25 protein-coding genes are annotated in these 24,662 nt (G+C 69.7%); 20 read left to right on the top strand and 5 right to left on the bottom strand.

Annotated elements, in window-relative coordinates; translation table 11 throughout:
- The 9 genes from EDF46_RS14300 (at position 1) to EDF46_RS14340 (ending at position 6,581) form a co-directional block, all read left to right on the top strand.
- On the top strand, positions 1-375 hold the full coding sequence (locus EDF46_RS14300) for a holo-ACP synthase (RefSeq protein ID WP_233580044.1): 375 nt from the start codon (positions 1-3) through the stop codon (positions 373-375).
- Positions 372-1,472 carry an alanine racemase gene (gene alr, locus EDF46_RS14305; RefSeq protein ID WP_123506967.1) on the top strand — a complete coding sequence of 367 codons (1,101 nt, stop codon included), beginning with the start codon at positions 372-374 and terminating at the stop codon, positions 1,470-1,472. Before EDF46_RS14300 ends, alr (EDF46_RS14305) begins: the two co-directional genes overlap by 4 nt.
- Positions 1,469-2,740 (top strand): alanine racemase, encoded by a 1,272-nt coding sequence (gene alr / locus EDF46_RS14310; protein WP_123506968.1) that lies wholly within the window; start codon positions 1,469-1,471, stop codon positions 2,738-2,740. Before alr (EDF46_RS14305) ends, alr (EDF46_RS14310) begins: the two co-directional genes overlap by 4 nt.
- Positions 2,737-3,249, top strand: coding sequence for a tRNA (adenosine(37)-N6)-threonylcarbamoyltransferase complex ATPase subunit type 1 TsaE (gene tsaE / locus EDF46_RS14315; protein ID WP_370454111.1), 513 nt, complete (start codon positions 2,737-2,739; stop codon positions 3,247-3,249). The genes alr (EDF46_RS14310) and tsaE overlap by 4 nt, the downstream gene beginning before the upstream one ends.
- Before the next feature lie 46 nt (positions 3,250-3,295).
- Positions 3,296-3,997: a tRNA (adenosine(37)-N6)-threonylcarbamoyltransferase complex dimerization subunit type 1 TsaB gene (gene tsaB, locus EDF46_RS14320; protein WP_123506969.1), complete on the top strand. Its 702-nt coding sequence runs from the start codon at positions 3,296-3,298 to the stop codon at positions 3,995-3,997.
- Positions 3,994-4,446, top strand: coding sequence for a ribosomal protein S18-alanine N-acetyltransferase (gene rimI / locus EDF46_RS14325; protein ID WP_123506970.1), 453 nt, complete (start codon positions 3,994-3,996; stop codon positions 4,444-4,446). The genes tsaB and rimI overlap by 4 nt, the downstream gene beginning before the upstream one ends.
- Complete coding sequence (gene tsaD, locus EDF46_RS14330; RefSeq protein ID WP_233580045.1) at positions 4,443-5,498, top strand: tRNA (adenosine(37)-N6)-threonylcarbamoyltransferase complex transferase subunit TsaD; 1,056 nt, start codon at positions 4,443-4,445, stop codon at positions 5,496-5,498. Before rimI ends, tsaD begins: the two co-directional genes overlap by 4 nt.
- Positions 5,499-5,623: 125 nt before the next feature.
- Positions 5,624-5,947, top strand: a complete 324-nt coding sequence (locus EDF46_RS14335; RefSeq protein WP_158614264.1) for a DUF4190 domain-containing protein — start codon at positions 5,624-5,626, stop codon at positions 5,945-5,947.
- 109 nt (positions 5,948-6,056) lie between these two features.
- Entirely contained in the window at positions 6,057-6,581 is a 525-nt protein-coding gene (locus tag EDF46_RS14340) for a DUF4190 domain-containing protein (protein WP_123506972.1), read from the top strand.
- Between the two features lie 6 nt (positions 6,582-6,587).
- On the opposite strand, the gene EDF46_RS14345 is transcribed toward EDF46_RS14340, so the two are convergent.
- Positions 6,588-7,778, bottom strand: coding sequence for a class I SAM-dependent methyltransferase (locus EDF46_RS14345; protein WP_123506973.1), 1,191 nt, complete (start codon positions 7,776-7,778; stop codon positions 6,588-6,590).
- A gap of 149 nt (positions 7,779-7,927) precedes the next feature.
- On the opposite strand from EDF46_RS14345, the gene groES reads away from it, so the two are divergent.
- From groES to EDF46_RS14365, 4 genes are all read left to right on the top strand, one after another.
- Positions 7,928-8,224 carry a co-chaperone GroES gene (gene groES, locus EDF46_RS14350; RefSeq protein ID WP_123506974.1) on the top strand — a complete coding sequence of 99 codons (297 nt, stop codon included), beginning with the start codon at positions 7,928-7,930 and terminating at the stop codon, positions 8,222-8,224.
- Between the two features lie 147 nt (positions 8,225-8,371).
- A complete protein-coding gene (rarD, locus tag EDF46_RS14355; RefSeq protein ID WP_123506975.1) occupies positions 8,372-9,328 on the top strand; it encodes an EamA family transporter RarD in 957 nt (318 codons plus the stop codon).
- A 111-nt stretch (positions 9,329-9,439) separates the two neighbouring features.
- Positions 9,440-10,771 (top strand): ABC transporter substrate-binding protein, encoded by a 1,332-nt coding sequence (locus EDF46_RS14360; protein WP_123506976.1) that lies wholly within the window; start codon positions 9,440-9,442, stop codon positions 10,769-10,771.
- Positions 10,772-10,899: 128 nt separating this feature from the next.
- A complete protein-coding gene (locus tag EDF46_RS14365; protein ID WP_123506977.1) occupies positions 10,900-11,655 on the top strand; it encodes a hypothetical protein in 756 nt (251 codons plus the stop codon).
- 226 nt (positions 11,656-11,881) lie between these two features.
- On the opposite strand, the gene EDF46_RS14370 is transcribed toward EDF46_RS14365, so the two are convergent.
- Genes EDF46_RS14370 through EDF46_RS14385 form a run of 4 tightly spaced genes read right to left on the bottom strand, consistent with a single transcriptional unit; the run spans position 11,882 to position 15,976 of the window.
- Positions 11,882-12,604, bottom strand: coding sequence for an ABC transporter ATP-binding protein (locus EDF46_RS14370; RefSeq protein ID WP_370454121.1), 723 nt, complete (start codon positions 12,602-12,604; stop codon positions 11,882-11,884).
- Between the two features lie 59 nt (positions 12,605-12,663).
- The gene (locus EDF46_RS14375) at positions 12,664-13,683 is read right to left on the bottom strand and encodes an ABC transporter ATP-binding protein (RefSeq protein WP_123506979.1); all 1,020 of its coding nucleotides are present in this window, start codon (positions 13,681-13,683) and stop codon (positions 12,664-12,666) included.
- Complete coding sequence (locus EDF46_RS14380) at positions 13,676-14,662, bottom strand: branched-chain amino acid ABC transporter permease (RefSeq protein WP_123506980.1); 987 nt, start codon at positions 14,660-14,662, stop codon at positions 13,676-13,678. The genes EDF46_RS14375 and EDF46_RS14380 overlap by 8 nt, the downstream gene beginning before the upstream one ends.
- 12 nt (positions 14,663-14,674) lie before the next feature.
- Entirely contained in the window at positions 14,675-15,976 is a 1,302-nt protein-coding gene (locus tag EDF46_RS14385) for a branched-chain amino acid ABC transporter permease (RefSeq protein WP_370454112.1), read from the bottom strand.
- Between the two features lie 359 nt (positions 15,977-16,335).
- Here EDF46_RS14385 and guaB point away from each other — a divergent pair, with 359 nt between their 5' ends.
- From guaB to guaA, 7 genes are all read left to right on the top strand, one after another.
- The gene (gene guaB, locus EDF46_RS14390; protein ID WP_123506981.1) at positions 16,336-17,838 is read left to right on the top strand and encodes an IMP dehydrogenase; all 1,503 of its coding nucleotides are present in this window, start codon (positions 16,336-16,338) and stop codon (positions 17,836-17,838) included.
- Between the two features lie 139 nt (positions 17,839-17,977).
- Complete coding sequence (locus tag EDF46_RS14395) at positions 17,978-19,099, top strand: GuaB3 family IMP dehydrogenase-related protein (protein WP_123506982.1); 1,122 nt, start codon at positions 17,978-17,980, stop codon at positions 19,097-19,099.
- A gap of 276 nt (positions 19,100-19,375) precedes the next feature.
- Positions 19,376-19,885, top strand: coding sequence for a cation:proton antiporter regulatory subunit (locus tag EDF46_RS14400; RefSeq protein WP_233580046.1), 510 nt, complete (start codon positions 19,376-19,378; stop codon positions 19,883-19,885).
- A gap of 3 nt (positions 19,886-19,888) precedes the next feature.
- On the top strand, positions 19,889-21,418 hold the full coding sequence (locus EDF46_RS14405; RefSeq protein ID WP_123506984.1) for a cation:proton antiporter: 1,530 nt from the start codon (positions 19,889-19,891) through the stop codon (positions 21,416-21,418).
- Positions 21,418-22,287: an SURF1 family cytochrome oxidase biogenesis protein gene (locus EDF46_RS14410; protein WP_123506985.1), complete on the top strand. Its 870-nt coding sequence runs from the start codon at positions 21,418-21,420 to the stop codon at positions 22,285-22,287. Before EDF46_RS14405 ends, EDF46_RS14410 begins: the two co-directional genes overlap by 1 nt.
- A 10-nt stretch (positions 22,288-22,297) precedes the next feature.
- Positions 22,298-22,741 carry a DUF3817 domain-containing protein gene (locus tag EDF46_RS14415; protein WP_123506986.1) on the top strand — a complete coding sequence of 148 codons (444 nt, stop codon included), beginning with the start codon at positions 22,298-22,300 and terminating at the stop codon, positions 22,739-22,741.
- Entirely contained in the window at positions 22,738-24,321 is a 1,584-nt protein-coding gene (gene guaA / locus EDF46_RS14420; RefSeq protein ID WP_123506987.1) for a glutamine-hydrolyzing GMP synthase, read from the top strand. The genes EDF46_RS14415 and guaA overlap by 4 nt, the downstream gene beginning before the upstream one ends.
- Positions 24,322-24,662 lie beyond the last annotated feature (341 nt).

A 24,662-nucleotide genomic window follows, 5' to 3' on the forward strand; every position in this document is an offset into this window, starting at 1 on the left:
GTGGCCATCGTGGGGATCGGGGTCGATGTCGTCGACGTCGGCCGTTTCGAGCGCTCGCTCGAGCGGACCCCGGCGTTGCGCGCCCGGCTGTTCACCCCGACCGAGCTGGTCCGCGAGGGCGAGCCGCGCCGGATCGAGTCGCTCGCGGCCCGGTTCGCCGCCAAGGAGGCGTTCATCAAGGCCGTCGGCGGGTCGACCGGGATCTCCTGGCACGACATGGTCGTCGGCGCCGACGACCAGCGCGCGCCCTCTCTGCTGCTGAGCGGCGGTGCCGCGGTGCTGGCCGTGTCCCGGTCGGTGACGCGCGTGCACCTCTCGCTCAGCCACGACGCCGGCATCGCGACGGCGTTCGTCGTCGCGGAGAGCGACTCGTGACCCGCGAGGCCGTCGTCGCGGTCGACCGCGCGGCGCTGCAGCACAACGTCGACGTGCTCCGCCGCGCCGTCGCCCCCGCCGCCGTGATGGCCGTCGTCAAGGCGAACGCCTACGGCCACGGCGCAGTCGAATCGGCGCTGGCGTTCGAGGAGGCCGGGGTCGACTGGCTGGGCGTGGTCGACCTCGACGAGGCGGTGGCCCTGCGCGAAGGCGGCGTCGACGCGTCGATCCTGAGCTGGCTGCACGCACCCGGCGAGACGTTCGAGCGGGCGGCGGCGTTCCGCATCACGCCGGCGGTCTCGGACCTGGAGCAGCTCGAGGCGTGTGCTGCCGCAGGAGTTCCTGCGGTCCATCTCGTTATCGACACGGGGCTCAGCCGCAACGGCGCCACCTCGTCGGAGTGGCCAGCCCTCTTCGACCGGGCGGCCGAGCTCGCGGGCGTCGTCGAGATCGAAGGGCTGATGACCCACCTCTCGAACACGTCGCCGCACGAGGACGGCCACCAGATGGCGGCGTTCGTGCGCGCGGTCGGACTGCTCGCCGAGCGCGGCATCACTCCGCCGCTGCAGCACCTCGCCGCGTCGGCGGCCGCGCTGTCGTACCAGGCGTCGCGCATCACGATGGTGCGGTTCGGGCTGGCGATGTACGGCCTGAGCCCGTTCGACGACCGCGCCAGCGCCGACCTCGGTCTGAGGCCCGCGATGACCCTGTCGGCTCCGGTCATCGGCATCAAGGCGGTCCCCGCCGGCGAGGGCACCTCGTACGGCTACACCTGGCGCGCGAGCGTCGACACCCGGCTGGCGCTGCTGCCGATCGGATACGCCGACGGCATCGCCCGGCACGCCGGCAACAGCGCCCAGGTGCTGCTCGGCGGCAGGATGCGCCCCGTCGTCGGCCGCGTCGCCATGAACGCCCTCACGGTCGACATCGGGCCCGACGACCCGGCCGACCCCGTGCGCCTCGGCGACGAGGCCGTGTTCTGGGGCGACGAGGCCGCAGGCCACCCCACCGCCGCCGACTGGGCCGACGCCACCGGCACGATCAACTACGAGGTCGTCGCGACGCTGTCGCCGCGGCTGCCGAGGAGCTGCCGATGAGCGCCCGCACATTGCCGTCCGCTGCGCCGTGGCTGCGCCGAGCGACGATCGACCTCGACGCGTACCGCTCGAACCTCGGCCGCCTGCGCGAGCTGGTCGCTCCCGCCGAGCTGATGGCCGTCGTCAAGGCCGACGGCTACGGGCACGGCGCCACCCACCTCGCTGCGGCCGCGCTCGAGGTCGGGGTCCGCTGGTTCGGCACGCTCGACCTCCGCAACGCCCACGAGCTGCGCGCCGCCGGGTTCCGTCCGCCGGCCGGGCCGGACGGCACGGCCGACCCCGACGCGGTCGCGCTCTTCGCCTGGCAGTTCTCGTTCACCGAGACGTTCGAGCGCGCCGTGTCCGAGCGGATCGACCTCGGCATCTCGTCGCTCGCGCAGCTCGAGTCCGTCGCCCGCGCCGTCGAGGCCGTCTCGCAGGCGTCGAGCCCCGATTCGGGCGGCGCCGTCGACCCGGCGCTGACCGCGCTGGTGCACCTCAACGTCGACACCGGCCTGCACCGCGACGGCGTCCTGCCCGCCGACTGGGAGCCGCTCGTCACTCGCGCCGTCGAGCTCGTCGGCGCCGGAGTCATCCGTCTCCGAGGCATCTACTCGCACCTCGCCGAGGCCTCCGACGACGACGACACCGACTCGGCCGTGCTCCTCACCGAGGCCGTCGAGCGCGCGAACACCCTCGGGGCGCGGTTCGATCGCCGGCATCTCACCGCCTCGAGCGCCGGCATGGAGCGCCCCGAGCTCCGCCTCGACATGGTCCGCATGGGCTCGAACACCTACGGCATCCCCGTCACCGACGGAGTCTCGGCCGCCGACCGCGGACTCACCCCGGTGATGACGCTCAGCGCCCGCGTGGCCCGGGTCAAGAGGATCGCCGCAGGAACGGGCGTCTCGTACGACTACACCTACCGCGCCCCGCACGAGACCACCGTCGCCCTCGTCCCCGTGGGCTACGCCGACGGGGTGTCGCGACGCGCCCAGCACGGCGTCTCCGTGGCCCTCCGCGGCAAGCGGTACCCCATCGTCGGCCGCGTCGCGATGGACCAGTTCTTGATCGACGTCGGCGACGACCCCGTCGAGGTCGGCGACGAGGTGACCCTGTTCGGCACCGGCTCGCGCGGCGAGATGACGGTCGGAGAGTGGGCCGACGTCATCGGCACGATCGGCGAGGAGGTCTGCTCGGGGATCGGCTCGCGGGTGCCGCGGGCCTATCTCTCTGAGGGCGCCGACCTGTCTGAGGGTGCCGGCCTCTCCGAGAGCGCTGACCTGTGACGGTCGTGTGGGAGGGGACGATCGACGACTCGAGCGCCATGGAGGAGTTCGGGCGGCGGGTGGGCGGGTTCCTGCGCGCGGGTGACCTGCTGGTGCTGACCGGCCCCCTCGGAGCGGGCAAGACGACCATGACGCGCGGACTCGGCCTCGGCGTCGGGGTGCGCGGGCAGGTGGCGTCGCCCACGTTCGTGCTGGCACGCACGCACCCCGCGCTGCACGCCGGCGGGCCGCCGCTGGTGCACGTGGACGCGTACCGGCTGGGCTCCGCGGCCGAGCTCGACGACCTCGACATCGACTACGACCGGTCGATCGTCGTCGCGGAGTGGGGCGCGGGGCTGCTCGACGGCGTCACGGAGTCGTGGCTCGAGGTGACGATCGAGAGGCCGACGGGGGCGGGATCAGCCGCTCTCGAGGCGGAGACCGAGGCCGAGGCGGAGATCGACGAGCCGCGGCACGTGGTCGTCGAGGGGCACGGGCCGCGCTGGGACGGCGTGGCGCTGCCGCTCTGATCCGCCGACGCGGCGCCGCGCCCCGGCGGCGAACTACGATTGACGCATGCTTCTGGCGATCGACACCTCCGCGGGCACATCGGTCGCCGTGGTCGACCGCGACGGCGGCGTCCTGGCCGAGGCCACCGAGTTCGACACGCGCCGTCATGCCGAGGTCGTCGGCGAGCTGATCGCCGCGTGCCTCGACGAGTCGGGCATCGCGCCGCACGGCCTCAGCGCCGTCGTCGCGGGCATGGGCCCCGGGCCGTTCACAGGTCTGCGCGTCGGAATCGCGGCCGCGCGCGCCTTCGCGTTCGGCGCGGGCAAGCCCTGTCTGCCGCTGGTCAGCCACGACGCCATCGCCTTCGAGCGGCTCGGCGGCCTGGCCGTGGCGACCGGCTCTGCGGATGCTGCCCCAGCGACGACCGGCACCGCGACGCCGTTGCTCGTCGTCACCGACGCGCGCCGCCGCGAGGTGTACTGGAGCGCTTACGGCGGGCTCGACGAGGCGGGGCTCCCCGTGCGGATCGGGGCGCCCGCGCTGACCCGGCCGGCGGAGCTCGACGAGGCGGTGTCGAGTTCCTGCGGTGCGGACTTCGCCGAGGCCGCCACGCGCACGGATCCCGCGGCGACGACCGTGTCGGCCGGCGCTCTCGGCATGCTCGGCGAGACCCTGTTCGCGAACCGGCGCCCGTTCGCCGCCGACGAGCCCCTCTACCTGCGGTCGCCCGACGTGACGGTCCCGGGCGCACCGAAGCGCGTCTCGTGAGCGTCGAGTACCGCCGCGCCGTGGCAGACGACCTCGACGTGCTGATGGGCCTCGAGCAGTCGCTGTTCGCGAACGACGCGTGGAGCCGCGAGCTGATGGCCGCCGAGCTCGCGAACCCGCAGTGCCTCTACCTCGTGGCCGAGCAGAGCGGCGAGGTCGTCGCGTACTCGGGCATCGTCGTGGCGCCCGGTGGTCCGGAGTCGGACGTTCAGACGATCGCCGTGGTCGCGGAGGCGCGGCGGCAGGGCATCGCGCGCGAGCTCCTGCGGCTCATGCTCGACGAGGCGTCCTCACGGGGCGCGCGCGAGACCTTCCTCGAGGTGAGGGTCGACAACCCCGGTGCCCAGGCCCTCTACGAGCTGCTCGGCTTCGTCGGGATCGCCGTGCGCCCGCGCTACTACATGCCCGACGGCGTGGACGCGCTCGTGATGAAGAAGGAGCTGCCGTGAGCAACCAGCCACTCGTGCTGGGCATCGAGACCAGCTGCGACGAGACCGGCGTCGGGATCGTCCGGGGCCGCACCCTGCTGGCCAACGTGATCGCCTCGTCGATGGACGAGCACGCCCGGTACGGAGGCGTGGTTCCCGAGATCGCCGCGCGTGCCCATCTGGAGGCGCTCCAGCCCGCGCTCACCGCGGCACTCGCCGAGGCGGGCGTCGCACTCGACGACCTCGACGCCATCGCCGTCACCAGCGGCCCGGGGCTCGCCGGGGCGCTGATGGTCGGCGTCGGAGCGGCCAAGGCCCTTGCGCTCGGTGCCGGCAAGCCGCTGTACGCCGTCAACCACCTCGTCGGACACGTCGGCGCCGACGTGCTCCGCGACGACGGCACCGCCATCGAGCTGCCGACGATCGCGCTGCTCGTGTCGGGGGGCCACACGTCGCTGCTGCACGTGCGCGACCTGCTCGACGACGTCGAGCTGCTCGGCGAGACCATCGACGACGCTGCGGGGGAGGCCTTCGACAAGGTCGCGCGCCTTCTGGGGCTGCCCTACCCCGGTGGCCCGCAGATCGACCGCGTGGCGGCCGAGGGCGACCCGAGGGCCATCCGCTTCCCCCGCGGGCTCACCCTGCCGAAAGACCTGGCGAAGCACCGCTACGACTTCTCGTTCTCGGGGCTCAAGACCGCGGTCGCCCGCCACGTCGAGAAGCTCGAGAACGCCGGTGAGCCGGTTCCCGTCGCCGACGTGGCCGCGAGCTTCCGAGAGGCCGTCGTCGACGTGCTGCTGACGAAGGCGCTCGCCGCGTGCGCCGACCGGGGCGTACCGCGACTGCTGCTCGGCGGCGGCGTCGTGGCCAACGCGAGGGTGCGACAGGTGGCCGCCGAGCGGTGCTCCGCCGCCGGGATCGAGCTGCGGATCCCTCCGCTGTCCCTGTGCACCGACAACGGCGCCATGATCGCTGCCCTCGGGGCCGAGCTGGCTGCCCGCGGCCGCACCCCGTCGCCGCTCGGATTCGGGGCCGACTCGACCCTGCCGGTCACGAGCGCGCAGGCGGTCTAAGCGACACCCGGGGTACATCCTGAGGGGCACTCAGAATGCCGTGGTCTATCGTCCTGTCCAGTTCGTCTCCGCGCGAACTCGGACGGAACCCCCGGCCGCACACCCGAACAAGGAGTTGCACGACGATGTCCGATTCAACGCCCCCCGCGGCCCCGCCCAGCAATGACGCCTACGCCCAGCCCGGAGCAGCTGCCGGCAAGCTGAACGGCCTCGCGGTCGCCTCGCTCGTCGTCGGAATCGTGGGAGTCACGTTCGTCCTGTCGTTCTACGGGATCCCGGGCCTGGTGGCCCTGATCCTCGGTATCGTCTCCCGTCGCCAGATCAAGGCCACCGGCCAGCGCGGTGCCGGATTCGCACTCGCCGGCATCATCCTCGGTGCCATCGGCATCGTCATCGGCATCCTCTCGATCATCCTGGCTTCGGCGGTCGTCGCGAACATGAACAAGTAGTCGTCCGCGAAGGCGGGGTCGCTCGTCGGCCCCGCCTTTCGCGTCCCTTCGGTAGGGTCGAGGGCGTACAACCCGCCCCGCGACACCGATCACACACCGGAGCAGCAGCATGACCGACCAGAACCAGCCCGGCCAGGAGCCCACGGGTCAGCAGCCGCCCGCGTACGGCTCGACCCCGCCCGCCTACGGCCAGCAGCCACCGGCGTACGGATCGACCCCGCCGGCCTACGGCTCCGCCGACGCGGGCAAGCAGCAGTACGGCTACGGACAGCAGCCCGGGTACGGCCAGCAGACGTCGGGCTACTCGCAGCAGCCCTACGGGGCGCAGCCGTACGGCGGGGGCTACCAGCCGGTCGGCACGAACGGGCTGGCAATCGCAGCTCTCATCACCGGCATCGCCATCGTCTTCACCGGCGGCTTCTCGGGTATCGCTTCCTTGATCCTCGGAATCCTGGCCAAGCGCCGCATCCGCGAGACGCACCAGGAGGGCAGCGGTCTTGCAACCGCCGGAATCGTGCTCGGCATCATCGGAATCGTCTTCGCGATCCTGAGCATCGTCGGCCTCGTCCTGCTGTTCGCGCTTGCCGGCACGGAGGGCTTCACCGAGGGCACCAGCGGCAGCTACCCGTACTAGAGGGAGTCAGGCGACGCGCTCGCAGAGCAGCGCCGTGTGCCGCCCCGCCACGCGCGTCAGGATGAGCGTCGCCTCGTTCGACCCCTTGAGCTGCAGCCGCTTGCGGAACGCCGCCGGGTCGACGTCGACGCCCCGCTTCTTGATCTCGACCCGGCCGATGCCGCGCGTCTTGAGCTCCTGGCGCAGGCGCTTCTCGTCGAGCGGAAGCGTCTCGACCACCCGGAAGCACTGGGCGAACGGCGTCGGCTCCGAGGTCGGCGCCGTCAGGTAGGCGATGTCGCGGCTGATGGTCGTCGCGCCGAGCGATCGGGCCAGGTCGCCGATGAGGCGGGCCCGGATCACCGATCCGTCGGGCTCGTAGACGAACTCGGCGAGTTCGCCGACCTCGACGTCGTCGGAGTCGCCGGGCGCTGTCATCTCGGCCGGGCCGTCGGGGCCGAGCACCAGTGCGGCCCGCCTGATGCCGGGCCGGGCGAGAGGGCCGAACCAGACGCCGACCTCGACGACCGAGCGGTCGACCGAGATCCACTGGCACTCGGCGTCCGAGGGCAGCAGCTCGCGGTCGACGCCGGGACCGAGCTTGACGCCGGTCGGGAAGCGCTCGGCGAAGCCGAACGCGACGTCGAGGGTGGGCGACCACTGCGAGGGATCTTGGATTCGGGAGGTCTGGCCGGTGCCGGCGGTGCGGCGCGCCGGATCGAGGAAGACGCCGTCGACGCCGTCGAGGTCGACCTCCTCGGCCGTGGCGTGCACGACGGAGGCGGCGCTCCACGGGGCGAGGTTGAACGACGCTATGGCGGCCGTGACCTCGTCGCGGTCGACGGCGACCACGCCCATTTCGAGCGCCGCGAACGCCAGCGCGTCGCCGCCGATGCCGCAGCCCAGGTCGGCGACCCGGGTGACACCGGCCTTGCGGAAGCGCCCGGCGTGGCTCGATGCCACCGCAAGCCGCGTCGCCTGCTCGAGGCCCGCCTCGGTGAAGAGCATGCTGTCGGCGAAGTCGCCGAACTTCGCGTGGCCCTTGGCGCGCAGCTTCGCCTGGCTGAGCACGGCCGCGACGAGCTCGGGGGAGTGCCCCTCCTTGCGCAGCCGCGCCACCTGCGACACCACATCGGCCTTCTGATCGAAGGGCGGCAGCGAGTCGAGCAGCCGCAGCCCGTCGGGGGTGAGGAGGGTGCGGAGCTCGGAAGTGTCCATGGCCCAATCGTGCCACTGCTAGCACTCGGATTGACCGAGTGCCAGCCACGCCCTACAGTTGAACTGGCACTCACCCGCGTGAAGTGCCAACAACACAATCTCTGTTCTTAGCAACACCGTCGCAGCTCGTGAGAAAGAAGAGGTCAACCGTGTCGGTCAACATCAAGCCGCTCGAAGATCGCATCGTCATCCGTCAGGTCGAGGCCGAGCAGACCACTGCCTCCGGTCTCGTGATCCCGGACACCGCCAAGGAGAAGCCCCAGGAGGGCGAGGTCGTCGCCGTGGGCCCCGGCCGCATCGACGACAACGGCAACCGCGTCCCGCTCGACGTCGCCGTCGGCGACAAGGTCATCTACTCGAAGTACGGCGGAACCGAGGTCAAGTACTCGGGCGAAGACCTGCTGGTCCTCTCCGCTCGCGACGTGCTCGCGGTCATCGTCAAGTAACGACGACGTTCACGAAGAACCCCGCCTCCTCGGAGGCGGGGTTCTTCTGTGTGGACGGTCATCCAGGAACGCGACGTGGCAGTTTGTGCGCGCACGCTGGCGGTCACGAGCCGCCCCGGTGTCGGCGGCCGCGGATAGTCTTTCGAGGTGACCCAGACAGACACCCCTCGCGCCGGCCTCCTCTACGCCGTGGCGGCCTACGGTCTCTGGGGCGTCCTCCCGGTCTACTTCCTCCTGCTGCGCCCCTCGGGTGCGATCGAGATCGTCGCCTTCCGCATCCTCTGGTCGCTGGTGTTCTGCGCGATCCTGCTTGCCGTGACCCGCTCGTTCGGCCGCTTCGCGGCCCTGGCACGCGACCGGACGATCACCGGCACGCTCGCACTTGCGGGGGCGTTCATCGTCGTCAACTGGACCACGTTCATCTTCGCCACTCTCACCGGCCACGTGGTCGAGGCCGCCCTCGGGTACTTCATCAACCCGCTCGTGACAGTGCTGCTCGGCGTCTTCGTGCTGCGCGAGAAGCTCAAGCCGCTGCAGTGGGTGGCGGTGGGCGTCAGCGTCGTCGCGATTCTCGTGATCGCGATCGGCTACGGGTCGTTCCCGTGGATCTCGCTGGTGCTGGCGTTCTCGTTCGGCTTCTACGGCCTGATCAAGAAGCGCGTCGGCGGCCGGGTCGACGCGGTCAGCGGCCTGACCATCGAGACCCTGGCCGTCGCCATCCCCGCCGGCATCGCGCTCGTCGTCGTCGGTGCGACCTCGGGTCTCGCGTTCGGCAGCAGCGGCACGGGGCACGTCGTGGCCGTCGTCGGCACGGGCGTGATCACCGCCGTACCCCTGCTCCTCTTCGCCTCGGCCGCCCGCCGTCTCCCGCTGTCGACGCTGGGACTCACCCAGTACATCGCGCCGATCCTGCAGCTCGTCGTCGGCGTCGTCGTGCTCCACGAGCCGATGACCACGTCGCGCTGGGTCGGCTTCGCCCTCATCTGGGTCGCGCTCGTGATCCTGAGCATCCACGCGGTCTCGTCGGGACGCCGCGAGCGGGTGTCGGGGGCTCGACGACTCCCAGTCACCACATCACGAATTGCTAACGAAACCCCAAGGTGACCCCGGCAACACACACGCGAAACAATCGCCGCATAGGTTCTAACCCATTCACACGGTTGGGCTGCACGCCATCGTGCCGCCGCATCACCACCGTCAAGAAAGGGTTCACGGATGATCAGATCCACCACAGCCGTGAAGGCGCTAGCGATCATGGGGGCAGTCTCTGTCGCCCTGGTCGGCTGCTCCTCCACGAGCACCCCCTCCGCTTCGACCTCTGCTTCGTCGACGTCGACGAAGAAGGCCGACCCGGCAGCGGCCTGCAAGCCGGGCACGCCCAGCACTGACGCCCTCAAGATCGGCACGATGCTGCCGCTCACGGGATCCCTCGCGTACCTCGGCCCGCCCGCTATCGCGGGTGCAGGCCTGGCCCTCGACGACATCAACAAGGCCGGCGGCGTCCTCGGCAAGGACGCCTCGATCTCGACCGCCACCGACTCGGGCGACTCCAGCGACCTCACGGTGTCCACCGCGGCCGCGGCGAAGCTGAAGGCCGCCAAGGTCTCCGTCGTCCTCGGCGCCGAGTCGTCGAGCGTCACGCTGAACGTCATCGACCAGATCACCTCGAGCTGCACCATCGAGATCTCGCCGGCCAACACGGCGTCGTCGCTCTCGGGCTACTCGTCGTACTACTACCGCACCGCTCCGCCGGACTCCGTTCAGGGCTCGGCGCTCGGTCAGCTCGTCGTCAACGACGGTCACGCCAAGGTCGCCTTCCTGGTCTTCAACGACTCGTACGGCACCGGCCTCCGCGACTCGACGCAGAAGGCCATCGAGGCTGCCGGCGGCTCGGTCGTCTACGGCGGCACCGGCAAGAGCCAGGAGTTCCCTCCCGGCCAGACCACGTTCTCGACCGAGGTGACCGCGGCTCTCGCCACCAAGCCCGACGCGATCGTGATCCTCGCGTTCGACGAGACCAAGTCGATCGTCCCCGAGCTCGTCGCCCAGAACTACGACCTCAAAGACACGTACATGTCTGACGGCAACACGGCCGACTACTCGAAGGACTTCGAGGCGGGGACGCTCAACGGCGGCCAGGGCACCATTCCCGGTGCTCAGCCCAACGACGACCTCAAGAAGCGCCTGAGCGCCTGGTACAAGTCGAACAACGGCAAGACGCTCGCCGACTACTCGTACGCCGCCGAGTCCTACGACGCCATCACCCTGACCGCTCTCGCGGCCGAGGCCGGCAAGGGCACGGATGCTCCGACGATCCAGTCCAAGATGGCAGCGGTCTCCGGTGCTGACGGCGGCACGAAGTGCACGTCGTACGCCGACTGCAAGACCCTCCTCGACGCGGGCAAGGACATCCAGTACACGGGTCCCTCCGGCATCGGTCCGTTCAACACGAACAACGACCCGTCGAGCGCCTACATCGGCATCTACAAGTACGACAAGAACAACAAGCCGGTGTACCAGAGCAGCATCCAGGGTGACGTGAAGTAGTCAGTCCCCACCTCGAAGAGGCCCGGCAGGAACTCTCCTGCCGGGCCTTTTCACGTCGTCGAGAAGTCCTCCATATTGGGGACAGTCGTTGGGGTCGAAGAGCCTCTTGTCATGCCACGATTGACGTGATGACACCGCAGCCCGGGGCGCTTCCCCCAGCGCCGACCCAGCGGCGTCGCGCGACGACAGAAGCCCTCCTCCTGCTCGCCAGACCCCTGCTGGCGATCTCCTTCGCCCTGTACCGGGTCGAGGTCCGGCGCAATCTCTACCCGCGTGACGCTCCCGTGACTCAGATCGAGGGCGTCGACCCTCAGGGTCTGCTCTTCGCCGGCGACATCGCCGTGGCCGGACACGGCGTGCTCAGCCACGGACTGACCGTCGCCGCGCAGGCGTCGTACGGCATCGCCGCCGCCAGCGATCGCGGCGCGCAACTGACGATGATCAGTCAGACCGACCTCACGATGGCACAGCTCGCCGCGCGTACGCGCTACGGGGCCGACGGCGTCGAGATCGCGTTCCTGATGCTGGGGATCCCCGACGTGCTCCTGGCTACGCGCTCCGAGAAGTGGGCGGCAGACCTCCGGGTGGTCGCCGAGCGGATCCGGTCGGAGTCGCAGTTCCGCGCGGTCCGGATCGTGGTCTCGGGCATCCCGCCGCTGTCGGACTTCCGGGCGATCCGCCCGGCCGTGCGCCGCATCATCGACCGGCAGGTCGAGCGGCTCAACGCCGTCAGCCAGGAGGTCGCCGCGTCGACGCCCGGGATGGTCTTCGTGCCGTTCCCGACCTGGAGGCTGGGCGACATGTACGTCAACAGGCTGTTCTCGTGGAAGACCCTGCACGAGGTCTGGGCCGAGGCGCTCGCCGCCGCAGTCGCCCCCCGCTGAGCTCCGCTTCGCGCCATACTGGCGCTGCTCGGCGGTACTGTCACGGGTGGCGTGCTCGCCGCGCGGGCCGCCGGACGCGAAGCGGATGGCAGCAGGTCACGCTAGCTCGCGAGTGGGCTCGGGTGCGTGAGAGGCAAGGCAAAGCCCCGGAGACTACGGCGGAGCCATGTCTCCGGGGCGAAAACGTGGCGCTGCGCCTTGAGAACGACACAGGACCTGCCTGAGGTCACTTGCCGTCGACGTCCTTGGCGAGGGTGCCGAGGTAGAGCTCGATGACCTTGGGGTCGTCGGCAAGCTCGTGGCCCGTGCCGGAGTACGCGTTCCGGCCCTGGTCGAGCACGTAGCCCCGATCGCAGATCTGGAGGCAGCGGCGGGCATTCTGCTCGACCATGATGACGGAGACGCCGGCCTTGTTGATGCGGCGGGTGCGGATGAACGTCTCGTCCTGGCGGACCGGCGAGAGGCCGGCGCTGGGCTCGTCGAGGAGGAGCACCTTCGGGTCCATCATCAGGGCGCGGGCCATGGCCACGCTCTGGCGCTCGCCGCCCGAGAGCGAGCCGGCGCGCTGGTCGCGGCGGTCGGCGAGCACGGGGAACAGGTCGAAGATGACGTCGAGGCGCTCCTCGAACTTCTTCGGACGCAGGAACATGCCCATCTGGAGGTTCTCCTGGATGGTCAGCGACGGGAAGACGTTGTTCGTCTGCGGCACGAAGCCCACCCCGGCCTGGACGAGCTTGTTGGCCTTGAGGTTCGTGATGTCCTCGCCGCCGAGGGTGACGCTGCCGGAGTGGATCTTCACGAGGCCGAACAGCGCCTTCAGCAGCGTCGACTTGCCGGCGCCGTTCGGGCCGATGATGCCGATGAGCTCGCCCGGGTAGCAGACGAGGTCGCAGTCGTTCAAGATATTCACGCCCGGCAGGTAGCCGGCGACGAGGTGCTCGGCGCGCATGATCGGCTCCTGGCCGGCGAACTTCTCCGTGCCCTTGTGGACGGTGGTGTCGACGATGCTCATGCCTTGCCCTCTTCGTTGTGCTCGGTCTCGACCCGCGCGGCGTCTTCCTCTTTGACCTCGGCCTCGAGCTCCTCGATCGACTCATCGGTGAGGAGCGAGTCGTCGCCCAGGTCGGTGTCGTGGTGCGCGCCCAGGTACGCGTCGATGACGGCCTGGTCGTCCATGACGGTGTCGGCGGGGCCCTCGGCGACGATCCTGCCCTCGGCCATGACGATCACCCAGTCCGAGATGTGCCGCACCATGTGCATGTCGTGCTCGACGAACAGCACCGTCGTTCCCTCGTCGCGAAGGCTCTGGATGTGACCGAGCAGCGACTGGGTCAGCGCCGGGTTCACACCGGCCATGGGCTCGTCCAGCATGATCATGGCGGGGTCGCTCATGAGCGCGCGTGCCATCTCGAGCAGCTTGCGCTGGCCTCCGGAGAGGCTGCCGGCGTAGTCGTCCTTCTTCTCGTACAGCTTGAAGCGCTTGAGCAGGTCGGCGGCCTTGGCCTCGATCTCGGCCTCGCGGGCCTTCCACAGCGGCTTGACGATCGCGACGAAGAAGTTCTCGCCGGGCTGGTCGCGCGCCCCGAGGAGCATGTTCTGCATGACCGTCAGACGCGAGAGCGCCTTCGTCAGCTGGAACGTGCGGACCATGCCGCTCTTGGCCACCTTCGCGGCGCCGACGGCGCCCATGGCTCGGCCGTTGAAGACCCAGCGCGCAGTTCCTGCACCCCGGTTCGTCAGGGTCGGTGCCGAGTTGGGCTTGTCGAAGCCGGTGAGGAGGTTGAAGAACGTCGTCTTGCCGGCGCCGTTGGGGCCGATGAGAGCGGTGATCGCGCCGCGCTGGACCTCGACGTGCTGCACGTCGACGGCGGTCATGCCGCCGAAGCGGCGGACGACGTTGTCGACCGTGAGGATCGAGTCGGGCTTCGACGACCCGGGGGCCTTGTCGACGGTCGCCAGCTTCTTGCGGAGCTCGACGCGGTCGTAGTCGTATCCGGGCTGGGTGCCGGTTGCGGTGGTCTCAGACACTGAACGACAGCTCCTTCTTGTTGCCCAGGATGCCCTGGGGTCTGAAGATGATCAGGCACATCAGTGCTACTCCCACGAGGACGTACGAGAACTGCACGGTCTGCTGGGTCGACATGATGCTGTCGGGGATGAAGCTCTGCGCGAGCGACTGGATGAGCAGGCGCATGACGAAGAACAGGATCGCACCGAGCACCGGGCCGAAGACCGTGGCGGCACCTCCCAGCAGGAGGGCCGTGTAGATGAAGAACGTCGTCGAGCGGCCGAGTCCGTCGGGCTGGACCGACGAGGGCAGCACGTAGATGATGCCCGCCACGGCGCCGATCAGGCCGCCGAGCACGAGCGCCTGGAGCTTGTAGCTGTAGACGTTCTTGCCGAGGCTGCGCACGGCGTCCTCGTCTTCGCGGATGCCCTTGAGCAGGCGGCCCCACGGGCTGCGGGCCAGAGCCCAGATCAGCAGCAGGAAGACGCCGACGAGACCCCAGCCGACGATGCGGATCCACCAGCCGTTGACGCCGTTGTTGTCGTAGTCGAACCAGAGGATCTGCGTGCTGCCGTCGGGCAGCGGCGAAAGCGCCTGGAACGGGCCGTTGTAGGTGTTGCCGGTGATGCCGTTCGAGCCGCCGGTGAGGTCGGTCAGGATGCTCGACCGGCCGACCATCCGGATGATCTCGGCCGCCGAGATCGTCACGATGGCCAGGTAGTCGCCTCTCAGCTTCAGCGTCGGCAAGCCGAGGATGAACGCGAACAGGAGAGCGCAGAGGAGAGCGACGAGCACCGCGGCGAAGAGCGGCAGGCCGCGGTCGATCGAGATGGCGAAGCCGTAGGCGCCGAGCAGGAGGAACGCCGCCTGGCCGATGTTGAGCAGGCCGGCGAAGCCGAAGTGCACGTTGAGGCCGATCGCCGCGATGGCGAAGGCCGCGGTCGACGGCGCGAGCGCCTGGACCGTGAGGGACTGGAAGAGCTGAACGAGGTAATCCATGAGTGGTCTCCCTTAACCGATTCGCTCGCGCCGGCCGAAGATGCCTTGCGGGCGGAACAGCAGGATGATGATGAGGATGAAGAGCGCCGTGGCGTACTTGAAGTCGCCGGGGAGCACGAGGTTCGTCAGCTCGACGATGATGCCGACGATCATCGAGCCGACCAGGGCGCCGAACGCGGTGCCGAGGCCGCCGAGGGTGACCGCCGCGAAGATCAGCAGCAGGATCTGAAGCCCCGTCTGCCAGTTGACGCCGTTGAGCACCAGGCCGAGCATCACGCCCGAGAGGCCGGCGAGACCCGCGGCCACCGTCCAGACCAGGCGGATGATGCGGTCGACGTCGATGCCCGACGCGGCCGCGAGGGCGGGGTTGTCCGACACGGCGCGGGTGGCGCGTCCGGTGCGGGTGCGCAGCAGGAAGAACGCCGCGCCGCCGAGGACCAGGATCGAGATGCCCATCGCCACGTACGACTGGACCGTGAGGGTCACGCCGGCGATGGTGACGACCTTGGGATTCGCCGTCTGGATGCGCACCGTCGCGGCGCCGTAGAAGTACTGGAACGCGTACTGCAGCGCGATCGAGAGGCCGATCGTGACGATCATCAGCTGGGTGAGGCTGAGGCCCTTCTTGCGGAGCGGCTTCCAGATGAAGGCGTCCTGCGCGAAGCCGGTGGCCGCCGAGATCACCACGGTGATGATCGCCGCCAGGATGAGGTTGAGCCCGAGCACGTTGGCGAACGTGTAGGCCAGGAGGCCGCCGAGGGTCACCTGCTCGCCGTGGGCGAAGCTCTGCAGGCCGGTGGTGCCGTAGACCAACGACAGGCCGATCGCGGCCAGGGCGAGCAGCAGGCCGAGGCGGATGCCCGACATCAGCTGCTGCGCGAAGCGCTGCCACGAGAAGTCGTTGCCCGAGTTGTTGTTGTCGATCGTCGCGCCCTTGGTGGTCGACAGCTGGAACAGCGTGCCGGCCTGCGAGCCGAGGGAGACCTGCACCTTGCGGTCGTTCGTCGCGGCGTTGGCGAGGTACTGGCCGCTCGGCAGCGTGGACTCGTCCAGCGACACCGTGTAGGTGCCCGCCGTCTTGACGGGGATGGCCCACTTGCCCGCGGCGTTCGACGTGCCGGTGAGGGCGTCGCCCGAGTCGGGCTTCGCCGTGATGGTCACGCCCTCGGCCGGCTTGCGGTCGCTCGTGAAGAGCGTGCCCTGGATGCAGCCGGTCGTGGCGTCCACCGTGCAGGTGGACGACGTCGCCGCGCTCGCCGCGCCGGGGGCAAAGGCGAGCGAGACGATGGTCGCCAGCAGTCCCAGCATCAGCATCGATGCGAGCACGACCAGCGAATGCCGGCGTCCGACACGCACGGAGCGCGAGCTCCGAAGCGGTGGTGTGTTCGTGGGTACGAGAATCACAGAACCTCCTGAACGGCCCAGTCGGACATTTCCCCGAGGGTCTGGCTCGCCGTCGTCGTTGACAGTACTTTCCCTATGTGTCGGCTGTGTTTCCGCGAAAACACGGTCGAGACACAGGAGTCTAAATGGTTCCTAGGGCTGCCACGCGCCAGGACGGCCCCGACGGGCGGGAATGATCCGCCGACTGCCGGGTTAAGATGTATCACCGGTCATCGAAGGCGAAAACCGGGCCCCATCAGTCGCAGCTTCATTCACTCAAAAGGTGGCACATGGACCAGCCGGACCCCTTCGGTTTCATCGGACTCACGTACGACGACGTCATGCTCCTGCCGGGGCACACCGACGTCATCCCCTCCGAGGCCGATACCTCGTCGCAGCTGACGAAGCGGATCCGCGTGGCCGTCCCGCTGCTCTCCGCCGCGATGGACACCGTCACCGAGTCGCGCATGGCCATCGCCATGGCGCGTCAGGGCGGTCTCGGCATCATCCACCGAAACCTCTCGATCGCCGACCAGGCCGCGCACGTCGACAAGGTCAAGCGCAGCGAGTCGGGCATGATCACCAACCCCGTCACGACGACGCCCGACGCCACGGTCGCCGACGTCGACGCCCTGTGCGGCCAGTTCCGCGTCTCCGGCCTCCCCGTGGTCGAGCCCGACGGCACGCTCGTCGGCATCATCACCAACCGCGACATGCGCTTCGTCTCGAAGTTCGAGATGGCGACGACGTTCGTCCGCGACGTCATGACCAAGGCCCCGCTCATCACGGCCCCCGAGGGCGTCGACCCCGACTCCGCCGTCGCGATCTTCGCGCAGCACAAGATCGAGAAGCTGCCCCTCGTCGACGAGGCCGGAAGGCTCCGCGGCCTCATCACGGTGAAGGACTTCGACAAGACCGAGAAGTACCCGAACGCCACGAAAGACGACGCCGGCCGCCTTCGCGTCGGAGCCGCCATCGGCTTCTTCGGCGATGCCTGGCAGCGCGCCCAGGCGCTCCGCGACGCGGGGGTCGACGTGCTCGTCGTCGACACGGCCAACGGCGAGAGCTACGGCGAGCTCGACATGATCAAGCGCATCAAGGCCGATCCGTCGTTCGCCCACATCGACGTCATCGGCGGCAACGTCGCGACCCGTTCCGGTGCCCAGGCGCTCATCGACGCGGGCGCCGACGCCATCAAGGTCGGCGTGGGCCCCGGCTCGATCTGCACCACCCGCGTCGTCTCCGGCGTCGGCGTGCCCCAGGTCACGGCGGTCTACGAGGCGTCGCGCGCCGCTCGCGAGGCCGGAGTGCCGGTGATCGCCGACGGCGGCCTCCAGTACTCGGGCGACATCGCCAAGGCGCTCGTCGCCGGCGCCGACACGGTCATGCTCGGCTCGCTCCTCGCCGGCTGCGACGAGAGCCCCGGCGACCTGGTGTTCGTGAACGGCAAGCAGTTCAAGAACTACCGCGGCATGGGCTCGCTCGGCGCCATGCAGACGCGCGGCAAGAACACGTCGTACTCGAAAGACCGCTACTTCCAGGCCGACGTGCCCAGCGACGACAAGCTCATCCCCGAGGGCGTCGAGGGCCAGGTGCCCTACCGCGGCGCTCTCGGCGGCGTCGTCTACCAGCTCACCGGCGGCCTGCGCCAGTCGATGTTCTACGTCGGCGGCCGCACCGTCCCCGAGCTGAAGGCGCGCGGCAAGTTCGTCCGCATCACCGCCGCCGGCCTCAAAGAGAGCCACCCTCACGACCTGCAGATGGTCGTCGAGGCGCCGAACTACCGCGGCTAGCCGCTTCCGCCTCGACCCCGCCGTTTCGGTTCGACCCCGCCTGTCCGCAGGCGGGGTCGTGCCGTTCCGGAGGGCCCGTCGCAGGAACTCCGGCGGCCGCCGTCCGGCCCCGCCAGAGGGCGACCGCTAGGGTTGAGCCGTGACTGAGGTAGAGATCGGCGTCGCCAAGCGCGCGCGCAGGGCATATGCGTTCGACGACATCGCGGTCGTCCCGTCGAGGCGGACGCGCGATCCGCGCGATGTCAACGTCGGGTGGTCGATCGACGCGTTCCAGTTCGAGACGCCCATCATCGCGGCCCCGATGGACTCCGTCGTCAGCCCCGAGACGGCGATCCGCATCGGCCGGCTCGGCGGACTTGGCGTCCTCGACCTCGAGGGCGTGTGGACCCGCTACGACGACCCCGAGGCCGTCCTGCGGGAGATCCGCGAGCTGCCCGACGAGGTCGCCACCGCCCGCATGCAGGAGATCTACGCCGCTCCGATCCGTCCGGAGCTCGTGACGGAGCGCCTCGCCCAGATCCGCGCTGCGGGCGTGCCCGTCGCCGGGGCGCTCAGCCCGCAGCGCACCCAGGACCTCTACCAGACGGTCGTCGACGCCGGCGTCGACATCTTCGTCATCCGCGGCACCACGGTGTCAGCCGAGCACGTCTCGAAGAGCAGCGAGCCGCTCAACCTCAAGAAGTTCATCTACGAGCTCGACGTGCCCGTCATCGTCGGCGGGGCCTCGACCTACACCGCGGCGCTGCACCTCATGCGCACCGGCGCGGCGGGTGTGCTCGTCGGATTCGGCGGAGGCGCGGCGTCGACCACCCGCACCTCGCTGGGCATCCACGCGCCCATGGCCACGGCCCTCGCCGACGTCGCCGGCGCGCGCCGCGACTACCTCGACGAGTCGGGCGGGCGCTACGTCCACGTCATCGCCGACGGCGGACTCGGCACGTCCGGCGACATCGTCAAGGCCGTCGCGGTCGGAGCCGATGCCGTCATGCTCGGCGCCGCGCTCGCCCGCGCCACCGACGTGCCCGGCGGCGGCTACCACTGGGGCGCCGAGGCGCATCACCCCGAGCTGCCCCGCGGCCGCCGCGTCCAGGTCGGCTCGACCGGAACCCTCGAGAACATCCTCTTCGGGCCTGCGCCGACCGCCGACGGCCAGGCGAACCTGATCGGCGCGCTGCGTCGCTCGATGGCGACGACCGGCTACAGCGATCTCAAGGAGTTCCAGCGCGTCGAGGTCGTTGTCGCGCCGTACCACAAGCAGTAGCGGCCGGGAGTTCCAGCGCGCGAGATGACAGAGGGTCGTCGTCGCGCCATACCACAAGCAGTAGCTGCGCTTGCGAGTTCCTGGGCCATGCCCGAGTTCGCTGTGGGCTTCCGGCCGGGGTCCGCGGCAGGGAAGTAGTTCGTCTCCTGGAGAGTTATCCACAGGAGTGGCGCAGCCCGGCTTCCGTCGATTTCCGCGACGGTAAGCTGAGACGACTGCCCCCGAGCTCCAGGAGACCATCAGATGGTTGACGTGCGTCGTGTGAAACTCCCCGGGGTGGGAGTCCTTCACACCTTCATCACCGACGACGGTGGCAAGTGCGGTGTCATCACCCATCGATCCGGTCACAGCGACCTGATCACCTTCAGCGACGCCGCTGACGGCGACGCGGCGACGAAGGTGTCGCTGCGCCTCAGCGAAGACGAGGCCCACACGCTCGCCGAGCTGCTGGGCGGCACGCGCATCACCGAGTCGCTCTCGGCCCTCGAGACCCTGCCCGGCCTCACCATCGACTGGTTCACCGTCGACTACGACGACCACATCGCCGGCCAGCCGCTCGGCGACCTGGCAGCGAAGGGCGTCGTCGGCCTGACCGTCGTCGCCGTCGTCCGCGGCGAGACCGCGAACCCCGCCCCGTCGGGCGACTTCCGCGTGTTCCCGGGCGACACCCTCGTCGTCGCCGGCTCGCCCGAGAAGGTCGCCAAGGCGTTCTCGTTCTACCGGAGCGGCGGAGTCAAAGCGGCCGCCGCGGCCGTCGCCTCCATCGACTCGCCGCCGGGGGCTTAGTAGATGCACCTTGGCGAAGAGCTCGTCGTACTGGGCGTACTCCTTCTTCTGGCGTACGTCCTCGGCAGGCTGGCCAAGCTCATCGGGCTTCCCACCATCCCGATCTACATGCTCGTGGGCCTTCTCGCGAGCCCGCACGTCGGCTGGTTCCCGCTCGACTTCCACTCCGACAAGATCGAGCTCATCGCGATCTTCGGCCTCATCCTGCTGCTGTTCAACCTGGGGCTCGAGTTCGACCAAGACGAGTTCTTCGGCAACGTCGGCCGTCTCGTCCTCTCGGGCGGCAGCTACATCGCCATCAACATGGTCGTCGGGCTCGCGTTCGGCTTCTGGCTCGGGTGGGGCAGTCGCGAAGCCCTGATCGTCGCCGGTATCACGGCCACCTCGTCGAGCGCGATCGTGACGAAGCTCCTGATCGAGCTCGGCCGGCTGGCGAACCGCGAGACGCCGATGATCCTCGGCGTCACCGTCGTCGAAGACATCTTCATCGCGATCTATCTCGCGATCGTCTCCGTCGTCCTCAGTGGCGAGACCGACCCGCTGCCGGTCGTCGGCAAGCTCGGGGTCGCGTTCCTGTTCCTGATCGTGATGTTCACGATCGCGCGGTGGGGCGGCAAGTACGTCTCACGGCTCATGCGCACCAAAGACGACGAGCTCTTCACCGTCCTCTTCTTCGGGCTGGCCGTCCTGTTCGCCGGCATCGGCGAGATCCTCGGCGTCACGGATGCGATCGGCGCCTTCCTCATCGGACTCGTCTGCGGTGCCACGCGGTTCCGCAACCGCATCGAGACCTTCGCGCTGCCGATGCGCGACGTGTTCGCCGCGTTCTTCTTCCTGAACTTCGGTCTGAGTCTCAACCCGGGCACCTTCCCCGAGGTGGTGTGGCCCGTCGCGGGAGCCGTCCTGATGACGATCGTGCTGAACGCCGGCGCGGGCCAGTTCGTGGCGTGGATCAACAAGCTGGGGCCGCAGGCGGGCATCAACGCGTCCGCGATCCTCCACAACCGCGGCGAGTTCGCGCTGATTCTCGCCACGCTGTCGCTCGGCGCGGGGCTCGATGACCGCATCCAGCCCTTCGCCGGCCTGTACGTGCTGGTGATGGCGGTCATCGGTCCGTTGCTCGCGGCGAATTCCACCAGGATCGGCGGCGTACTCTTGCGTTCGCGGAAGCTCCCGGCGAAGGCCGGTCGCGACGGCGAGGTCGAACCCCGAGACATCATCGCTCCGCGCGGCGCCGAGGGGATCGCCCTGATGGAAGCGGCGCTGGCCGGCGACGTGTCCGACGAGCACGACGCCGACGGAGTCGGCAGCGACGACGAGGCCGACGGCATCGAGTCGGGCGGCGACGCTCGGCCCGGGGTGCGCGAGCCGGAGACGGCCGCGGCGCAGAACGACCCCTACGACGACTACGGCGAGTTCCTGCCCGATGACGAGCCCGTGTTCGACGCCGCCGCAGAGCAGGCCGGGCAGCAGTCCGACCAGCGCGCGACACGGCAGCCCGATCCGGTACGACAGAGAGACCCCGAGTACTGATGCACGACACCGACGTGAGGCCAGGCCCGACAGAGGCGACCCTTCCCGACACGATGTGGGAGGTCGCTCGTCGACCCCGCTGGATCGGCGCGCTCGTCTTCGCGCTCGCGGTGGCCGCGCTGTTCGCCTTCCTCGGGCACTGGCAGCTCGACCGCAGCGTCGAGAGCCTCAAGCCGGCCAACACCGGCTCCGAGACCCGCAAGGTGCTCTCCGACATCACCGAGCCGCAGACCGACTTCCTCGACCGGCTCACCGGCCAGAAGGTATCGGCGACCGGCGCGTTCGAGCAGGGCGACTTCCGCGTGCTGAGCGGCCGCCTCAACGACGGCAAGACGGGCTACTGGCTGGTCGGCCGATTCGTCGACTCGGCGAACGACGCGACCCTGGCGGTGGCGGTGGGGTGGGCCCCGACCGCGGCGGGAGCCCGGGCGGCGGAGGTCGACGTTCCTGCGACCTCGATCTCTCTCGACGGCCGGTACCTGCCGAGCGAAGCCGCCGACGACGGCAAATTCCAGCAGGGGGAGGCGACGGTGCTCTCGGTGCCCGAGCTCATCAACGAGTGGAACGACTTCTCAGGCGACGTCTACAACGGCTACGTGGTCTCGGCGACGACCTACGGCGACCTGACCGCGATCTCCTCGCCGCCGCCGATCGACAAGGCGACGATCAACTGGCTCAACCTGTTCTACGCGGTCGAGTGGGCCGTGTTCGCGGGCTTCGCGATCTTCCTCTGGTTCCGTCTGGTGCGCGACGCATTCGAGCGCGAGATCGAAGAGGCGCAGGAACTCCTCGCGGCCTCCGACCCCGCCGCCGCAGCCTCTCTCGACGCCGGGGCACCCGCCGACGGCCGCCGGACCGACCTCGATTAGACTTGCCCCCATGCCCCTGAAGCCCCGCCCGCGCAACATCCCCAAGATCCCGGGGGCGGTGCGCCTGTACAAGATCTCCGCCTACGTGACGGGCGTGATGTTGCTGCTGCTGGTCTTCGAGATGGTCATCAAGTACACGCCGCTGGCGACCGAGATGGCCATCGGCGATGCCCGCGGGTTCTTCGTGCCGCGCGGCACGATCGCTGGCGGGGCATTCGATCTCTCGCTGGGCATCCTCATCGCCCACGGCTGGCTGTACGTCGTCTACCTGTTCACCGACTTCCGCCTCTGGAGCATCATGCGCTGGCCGTTCTCGCGGTTCATCCTGATCGCCCTCGGCGGCGTCGTCCCCCTGATGTCCTTCTTCGTGGAGCGCCGCATGGCTCAGATCGCACTGTCCGAGTACGAGAACCTGCAGGCCGACCGCGCCTCGGTTCAGGCGGCTGCCGCATGAGCGAGGAGACAGTCCAGAAGCCCGTCCTCGTCGTCGACTTCGGCGCCCAGTACGCCCAGCTGATCGCGCGCCGGGTGCGCGAGGCCGGCGTGTACTCCGAGATCGTGCCGCACACCATCACCGCGGCCGAGGTCGCGGCGAAGAGCCCCGTCGGCATCGTGCTCAGCGGCGGGCCGTCCAGCGTCTACGAAGAGGGCGCCCCGGCGCTCGACGGCGGCATCCTCGATCTCGACGTCCCCGTGCTCGGCATCTGCTACGGATTCCAGGCCATGGCCGTCGCCCTCGGCGGCGAGGTCGCCCAGACCGGCGACCGCGAGTACGGCGCCACCGACGTGACCATCACGGGCACCGAGTCGACCCTGCTCGACGGCCAGCCCGGATCGCAGACCACCTGGATGAGCCACGGCGACTCCGTCTCGAAGGCACCCGAGGGCTTCGAGGTCCTCGCATCGAGCGCCTCGACCCCGGTCGCGGCCTTCGCCTCCGACGCCCGTCGTCTCTACGGAGTGCAGTGGCACCCCGAGGTCAAGCACTCGACCTACGGCCAGGCCGTGCTCGAGAACTTCCTCCACCGCGCTGCCGGCATCCCCGCCGACTGGAACAGCGGCAACGTCATCGCCGAGCAGGTCGCCCGCATCCAGGAGCAGGTCGGCTCGTCGCGCGTCATCTGCGGCCTGTCGGGAGGCGTCGACTCCGCCGTCGCGGCCGCCATCGTGCAGAAGGCCGTCGGCGAGCAGCTGACCTGCATCTTCGTCGACCACGGTCTCCTCCGTGCCGACGAACGTGAGCAGGTCGAGAACGACTACGTCGCCGCGACCAACGTGCGCCTCGTCACTATCGACGCCCGCGACCAGTTCCTCGACGCCCTCGCCGGAGTCACCGACCCCGAGCAGAAGCGCAAGATCATCGGCCGCGAGTTCATCCGGTCGTTCGAGGAGGCCGCGACGGCGCTCGTCCTCGAGTCCGACGCCTCGGGCAACGGCGAGCCGGTCAAGTTCCTGGTGCAGGGCACCCTCTACCCCGACGTCGTCGAGTCGGGCGGCGGCACCGGCACCGCGAACATCAAGAGCCACCACAACGTCGGTGGCCTCCCCGAAGATCTGCAGTTCGAGCTCGTCGAGCCGCTTCGGACGCTCTTCAAAGACGAGGTCCGCGCTATCGGCCGCGAGCTCGGCCTGCCCGAGGTCATCGTCGGCCGCCAGCCCTTCCCCGGCCCCGGCCTCGGCATCCGCATCGTCGGCGAGGTCACGCACGACCGCCTCGAGCTGCTCCGCAAGGCCGACAAGATCGCCCGCACCGAGCTCACCGCCGCCGGTCTCGACGGCGAGATCTGGCAGTGCCCGGTCGTATTGCTCGCCGACGTCCGCTCCGTCGGCGTCCAGGGCGACGGCCGCACCTACGGGCACCCGATCGTGCTCCGCCCCGTCTCGTCCGAAGACGCCATGACCGCCGACTGGACGCGCCTGCCGTACGACGTCCTCGCGCGCATCTCGAACCGCATCACGAACGAGGTGGCCGGGGTCAATCGCGTCGTCCTCGACGTCACCTCGAAGCCGCCGGGAACCATCGAGTGGGAGTAGCCGCGCGGCGCTAGGGGCGGCGTTCGGGGCCGGCGTTCGCGTGCCCGGCGCGAAGTGGCCCTTGTCGTCGGGGCAGGCGTGCCCGGCGCGAGATGGCTCTCGTCGTCGGGGCAGGTGTGCCCGGCGCGAGATGGCCCTCGTCGTCGGCGAGGCGTACCCGGACGACAGGCGTGGCCATTTCGTCGCGGGGGCGCCGCGAGTTTGCGGCGCGCCATCGCGGCGCCGCGGGGCGCACGAGATCGGCGAGAGCGTGAGCGCCGAGATGGCCGTGGCCGTCGGCTCGGACCCGGTTCGCCGACGCGCACGGCCATCTCGCGCGGGCCGGGGCTGTCCCCGCGCGC

It is taken from the genome of Frondihabitans sp. PhB188, assembly GCF_003752365.1.
Classification (GTDB): Bacteria; Actinomycetota; Actinomycetes; order Actinomycetales; family Microbacteriaceae; genus Frondihabitans.

Coding starts and splice junctions, on each gene's coding strand:
- alr (WP_123506968.1), top strand. CDS start 1,469: ATGAGCGCCCGCACATTGCCGTCCGCTGCGCCGTGGCTGCGCCGAGCG.
- tsaB (WP_123506969.1), top strand. CDS start 3,296: ATGCTTCTGGCGATCGACACCTCCGCGGGCACATCGGTCGCCGTGGTC.
- EDF46_RS14335 (WP_158614264.1), top strand. CDS start 5,624: ATGTCCGATTCAACGCCCCCCGCGGCCCCGCCCAGCAATGACGCCTAC.
- EDF46_RS14340 (WP_123506972.1), top strand. CDS start 6,057: ATGACCGACCAGAACCAGCCCGGCCAGGAGCCCACGGGTCAGCAGCCG.
- EDF46_RS14345 (WP_123506973.1), bottom strand. CDS start 7,778: ATGGACACTTCCGAGCTCCGCACCCTCCTCACCCCCGACGGGCTGCGG.
- EDF46_RS14360 (WP_123506976.1), top strand. CDS start 9,440: ATGATCAGATCCACCACAGCCGTGAAGGCGCTAGCGATCATGGGGGCA.
- EDF46_RS14365 (WP_123506977.1), top strand. CDS start 10,900: ATGACACCGCAGCCCGGGGCGCTTCCCCCAGCGCCGACCCAGCGGCGT.
- EDF46_RS14370 (WP_370454121.1), bottom strand. CDS start 12,604: ATGCGCGCCGAGCACCTCGTCGCCGGCTACCTGCCGGGCGTGAATATC.
- EDF46_RS14380 (WP_123506980.1), bottom strand. CDS start 14,662: ATGGATTACCTCGTTCAGCTCTTCCAGTCCCTCACGGTCCAGGCGCTC.
- EDF46_RS14385 (WP_370454112.1), bottom strand. CDS start 15,976: ATGCTGATGCTGGGACTGCTGGCGACCATCGTCTCGCTCGCCTTTGCC.
- guaB (WP_123506981.1), top strand. CDS start 16,336: ATGGACCAGCCGGACCCCTTCGGTTTCATCGGACTCACGTACGACGAC.
- EDF46_RS14405 (WP_123506984.1), top strand. CDS start 19,889: ATGCACCTTGGCGAAGAGCTCGTCGTACTGGGCGTACTCCTTCTTCTG.
- EDF46_RS14410 (WP_123506985.1), top strand. CDS start 21,418: ATGCACGACACCGACGTGAGGCCAGGCCCGACAGAGGCGACCCTTCCC.
- EDF46_RS14415 (WP_123506986.1), top strand. CDS start 22,298: ATGCCCCTGAAGCCCCGCCCGCGCAACATCCCCAAGATCCCGGGGGCG.
- guaA (WP_123506987.1), top strand. CDS start 22,738: ATGAGCGAGGAGACAGTCCAGAAGCCCGTCCTCGTCGTCGACTTCGGC.